We start from the raw sequence: 5,752 nt of genomic DNA on the forward strand, positions 1-5,752 counted from the left end.
AGATTTTGATAATTCGGATTGGGTAATAGAGGGAAACAATATCGAAGCAATGGAATCAAATGATCCTAAAAGTGGGGAAAACATTCTTTCGATTAATGGACTTGGTAAAGTATACAAGTGTTTTACCATTTCCGGACAACCCCTGAATAGTCAAAACGGATATACTGCCTCGGCATGGATAAACGGGGATAATCATACAAGCCTGAAAATTGGAGTAAACAACGATACATACTCAGAAAAAATATATGTAACAGGTTCAGGTTGGAATTTATATACAGTGAACCTATCTCAGGCGGAAATAGAAAATCTTCAGGCACCTATACAAATAAAAGTAACCGTGGAAGTAGAGGATAACGACGATGAAGCTTTTGTGGATGATATCCGCTTTTATCCTTCTGATGCTTTAATACAAACTTATTCACATGACCCTAAGAGTCGTATTTTAAGTACATCAGGTACCAATAGCCGATTCAGTTATTTTGAATATGATGACTGGGGAAGATTATTCCTTACAAGAGATGACGATAAGTATATAACAGCACGGTACGATTATACTGTGTCCAGTACAGAAAGTTTTATTAAAAGCCAAATAATCCTGATTGATGATATTTCATCTGCCGGAGATATAGACAACTTATCAATTGGAGAGAAGGCTGAATCCAGAAAATATTTCAATGGCTTAGGGAATATAATACAAGTTGTTAACCGTCAAGTATCACCCAATGGCAAAGACATGGTAAATGCATTTGTTTATGACTGCTATGGAAGAGATACCATACATTACCTGCCTTATGCAAGTAATGAAACAAATGGACTGATGAAAACAGATCCTATCGGAGATATTGAGGATTTTTATGTCAATGCTCCTCGTGTGGCTCATACCCTGTATCCTTATGCGATTACATCTTTTGATGATTCACCCATGAACAGGATAGAAAAACAGGGATTTGCCGGTAAATTATGGCAACCGGGTGAAGGACACGAGATTGAAACCGATTATTCATTTAATGAGGAGGATCATATCATAAATTTCAGTGTTATTCCATCTACCGGGGCATGCGATGTTGATAACAGCAATAAATATTATCCTGAAAATGAACTGGTAATAAACCAAGCTACCGATGAAAACGGACAAACCGGTTTTGTTTGTGTGGATAAATCAGGGAAAACCATTGCAAAAATCAATACGGTGGATTCTGAAAGCATTTATACTTATTATGTATATGATGACTTTGGAAGGATAAGATATATCATTCCACCGGAAGCATTTGATGATATGGTTGCCGCAGATGATTATGATTTTTCATGGACCGATCAAATAGCGACAAAATATATATTTTGCTTCAAATACGATGAAAAGGGAAGGCTCACAGAAAGACAATTGCCGGGTAGGGACAAGGAGTATTTAGTGTATGACAAAGTTGATCGGGTAATTCTTTCTCAGGATGGGAATCTCAGAGATAAGTCTACATGGAACTTTGCAAAATATGATCTATATGGTCGCAAGATAATGTCTGGACTGTATTATGATGAATCTTCACTAACAGGTTCACAAATGCAGGCTGTTGCTGATAATTTCTATTCAACGTATCCTGATAACTTTTTTGAAGATACTGTTTCGTTTACAACTATGGATGAAGGCTACACATTCCATTCTTTCCCTGACAGTTACAATAATTCAAAAATATTAAATGTCGCTTATTATGACGACTACCGGTTTGACGAAAACGAAGATTATCTTTACCAACGCGATGTAAATCTGAGGATGCCGGCCGATCCGAATAACAGACTTAGGGAGTACAAAACCGGTGGAAAAACGAAAACACTTGATGGAAGCAATAATTGGTTATACAATCTGCAATATTTTGATAACAAAGGCCGTATTATTCAAAGCATATCCGATAATCATCTATCCGGTTACGACTTAATAAGAAACGAACTTATGTTTGATGGAAGGATAAGAAACAACCGTCATGATCATGTAACCAGTGTGGATTCAATTACGCAATACCGTCAATATACTTATGATCATGCCGGCCGCATTTTAAAACTTAAGTATGGTATTAATAACCAAAATAAATTCCTGATGTATTCCAACAACTACAATGAACTTGGACAGCTGATAGAGAAAAATCTACATTCTCCCGACAATGGCATTTCGTTTTGGCAATCAGTCGATTATATATACAATGTAAGAGGTTGGTTAACTCATATCAATCAAAGCAATCTCGATAACAGCAACAGCATTATAAATTACAATGAGTATCTCGAAACCGATGAGTCCGTACAAGGCATTAAATATGATTCATTGAAGATTTCATTTGAAGAAATCTCAGCCGGGCAATTGGAAATTCGTTTTTCCGATTACAAGTCCTTATACATTGTGCAATTGGATGATACATCCCAAACCAGATACCTTGACATAGACGAATATACCGAAGAGAATATGTTCAAAGAAGAAAGCGATACAACAGAATTTAATAAGCTCTTGGATATTTCGGGAGATTCCATTACCTTTGACATAAAAGGATTATTTTTCGATAAATATTTTGAACAAGGTATGATCCTGGATAGCATTGATATAATAGTCCGCGAAAGACTCGAGGAACTGGGATATACTGATACAATCCAGATAGACGCAATCAGCAGTAAAATATCAGCATTCATTTACAGCGATATTCCTCTGGTTTATTTTAATGAGGATGGAGACGACTTGTTTGGGATGGATATTCTCTACAATGAAGGATTGACCGCCCTGGACGGTACTCCGCAATACAACGGAAATATTTCCGGTATCCGTTGGCAGGCAGCACAATATGACGGGATACGTGGATATGGAGTTCAGTATGACGATCTCTACCAAATGACACAGGCAAAATACGGGGACTTTTCGCAAGGGAGCTGGTCGGTCAACAACAATTATGGCGTTTATAATATTCAATACGATTTGAACGGGAACATCAAATATCTTGACCGCAAAGGATATACCGGGGAAGAATACGGATACCAGGTTATCGATGATCTTTATTACCAGTATAGCGGCAATCAATTGACCTCCGTCACCGATGATGCTTCATATACTACTTCGCTTGGGAATGATTTTAACGACAATGGCAATCGAACTAACGACGATTACAGCTATGACGATAATGGGAACCTGATCAGTGATAAAAACAAAGGAATAACAAGCATTACATATAATCATTTCAATCTGCCCGATACCATCACCTTTGATGCCAGCCATTACCTTATAATATATTATGATGCAACCGGGAAAAAACTTTCAAAAAAAGTAGTTTCCGGACAAAACACGTTTACCTGGGTCTATATAAACGGATTTGTTTATAAAAATGCCGAATTGCAGTATATACTCACGGAGGAAGGCCGAATGGTGCCTGCCAATGACACGATTTTGGCCGAGTACTTCCTCCGCGACCACCTTGGCACTGTCCGGGTTGTATGTACCGACACCGATAACGACACTATTGCTGAAATCATCCAGGAAAACCACTACTACCCCTTCGGCATGGAGTTCAGCGGCACAAGGTACATGAACGGCCAGCCGGACAATCCATACATGTACCAGGGCAAAGAGAACCACAGCGGACAGCAATGGCTGAACCTGAACCTGTATGATTTCGGAGCCAGGATGTTCGACGGGCAGACCGGCAGGTGGAACGTGCCGGATCCGGTGAATCAGGGAACAAGCCCATATAGCGCGATGGGGAATAACCCGGTGGGGAATGTTGATCCGGATGGATGCTACTTTTACTTTAAACCCGGGTTGTTTCTTGAACATCACAAACAATTGAATGCTTTTAGATTTCCCGGGTCTCACATGACACAAGACAGCTACAATTTTTTGAATAATAAAAACTTGTGGAGCAGCATGGAATGGTCCGGCCAAAACTGGAATGATTTCCTTGATTATTGCTATGGAAGAGGAAAATATACATTGCAAGGACCAGCTTATGGGACAAGTTTGACCTGGACTTCGGTTGATGGTGTTGGGGGTTTTCTTTCCACTTCATCGCAATCCGGAAATATTATCTCCACCGGTTCGGGTAAAATTTTTGATGCTTCAGATTTATCTTCATCAGACGGAGCATATTTCAAACCCGATGGTTCCGGTGAAATGGGACAATACATCCAAATCTCAGGAACATGGCTTACAAAAACACTAAATAACAGGACAGTTGGATTTACTTATAGTTCTGCAGTTTGTGTTTGGGTTCCTATTGGTGATATAGCCCCTGGCTGGGGTGATGTGGGGTGGGTGTCTTCATTTAATTCATCCTATAATAGTGTTCCAGAATGGGTAGGCACCGCAAATAGTATAGTCGGGGCTTTTATGATAGCAAACACTACAAAGGAGCAATTAATAAGCTATGCAGCAAGAACAGGAGATATAGGAAAAACTGGCTCAAAGTATCTAAGATTTGTGAAAAGCACCGGAGTAGCTGGAGCTTTATTTGGAATGGGAGTATCAGGATATCATATTTATAATGATTATTCTCAAGGAGGAATTGATGCAGTTAACGGTTGGGATGTGGCAGATTTTAGTATAGGTGCAGCCAGTTTAGGAGCTACAATTTTTCTGGCATCAAACCCAGTTGGGTGGGGAATTGCTATAATAGCAGGAGCATATTTCGGGGCAAGGTTAATATATGATGTAGCAAAAGAAGATTGATATGAGAAATATATATTATATGATATGGGTTGATGCTATAGTTTATGAAAAAGCTAAGTATGGACATATGCGAAATTGGAAAACCTATACACTGATTCCAATATCGATATTACAAGGGATTAATCTACTAACAATCTTCTTTTGGTTAAGCATCTTCAATATAAAGATTGATATTTTTTTAGATTTTGATTTATTTCCTGGAAATATGATTGATGGTTTTCTTTCAGGTATCATAACCTTATTTATACCTTTCATCTTTTTAAATTGGATATTAATATTTAGAGGAAAACGATATGAAAAGCTGATAAAAAAATACAGGTATAGCAAGGGAAATATTTATTTGATGTACTTTTTAATGTCTATTGGAATATTTATACTTCCAATAATAATTGGTAAATTGATTATATAAAAAGTAGTATTTCCCTCCAAGTTTCTGAAGTAATTATGACCAATGTTCTAAACATTTCTAAAACAAAACCTGGCAGGGTAAATCTCTAATTAACAAATAGCTTTTCAGGTTTGAATACTTCGGTGTCGAATCAATTAAAAGTGTAAAATTCAATTTACTATGTAATTTTTACAAAATGTAGCAACTGGATTCCTTTTTTGACAAGTTTTAAATAAAGTAAAGGTTTTTGAATTTTACAACTGTTCAACCAAAACGGAAGAGAAACAAACTACCCGGGACAGGTTACCCCGGCTAAGTTTTTATTTCAAGCTGCTTGCAATGGTTGCTCCCGCTTTTTCTATTTTACACGTGTAAGAATCATAGAGAAACACTCCTCTGTGCCTCTCCTTCCCTCTGTGATAAAAAATCAACCATAGAGGAGATTTTCTTTCATCCGAAAAGAATTTTAAACTTTAATTCCACAAATAAATAACTAATAAATGCCACGAATGCACGAATAAAGATGAAAAACGAATATTTCATTTCACCAATAAGCGTGAAGTTAAAATTTTATTCATTCGTGCATTCGTGGCGATTTTAAACTTTAATTCCACGAATAAATAACTAAAAAATGCCACGAATGCACGAATAAATATGAAAAAACGAATATTTCA

General features: G+C 37.3%; 2 protein-coding genes. Both read left to right on the forward strand.

All coding sequences use genetic code 11. From position 1 onward, the window contains the following. Window positions 1-49 precede the first annotated feature (49 nt). The gene (locus KKA81_13170) at window positions 50-4,690 is read left to right on the forward strand and encodes a hypothetical protein (protein MBU2651874.1); all 4,641 of its coding nucleotides are present in this window, start codon (window positions 50-52) and stop codon (window positions 4,688-4,690) included. Between the two features lies 1 nt (window position 4,691). Beyond that, complete coding sequence (locus KKA81_13175; protein ID MBU2651875.1) at window positions 4,692-5,099, forward strand: hypothetical protein; 408 nt, start codon at window positions 4,692-4,694, stop codon at window positions 5,097-5,099. Window positions 5,100-5,752 lie beyond the last annotated feature (653 nt).

Source organism: Bacteroidota bacterium (assembly GCA_018831055.1).
Classification (GTDB): Bacteria; Bacteroidota; Bacteroidia; order Bacteroidales; family B18-G4; genus M55B132.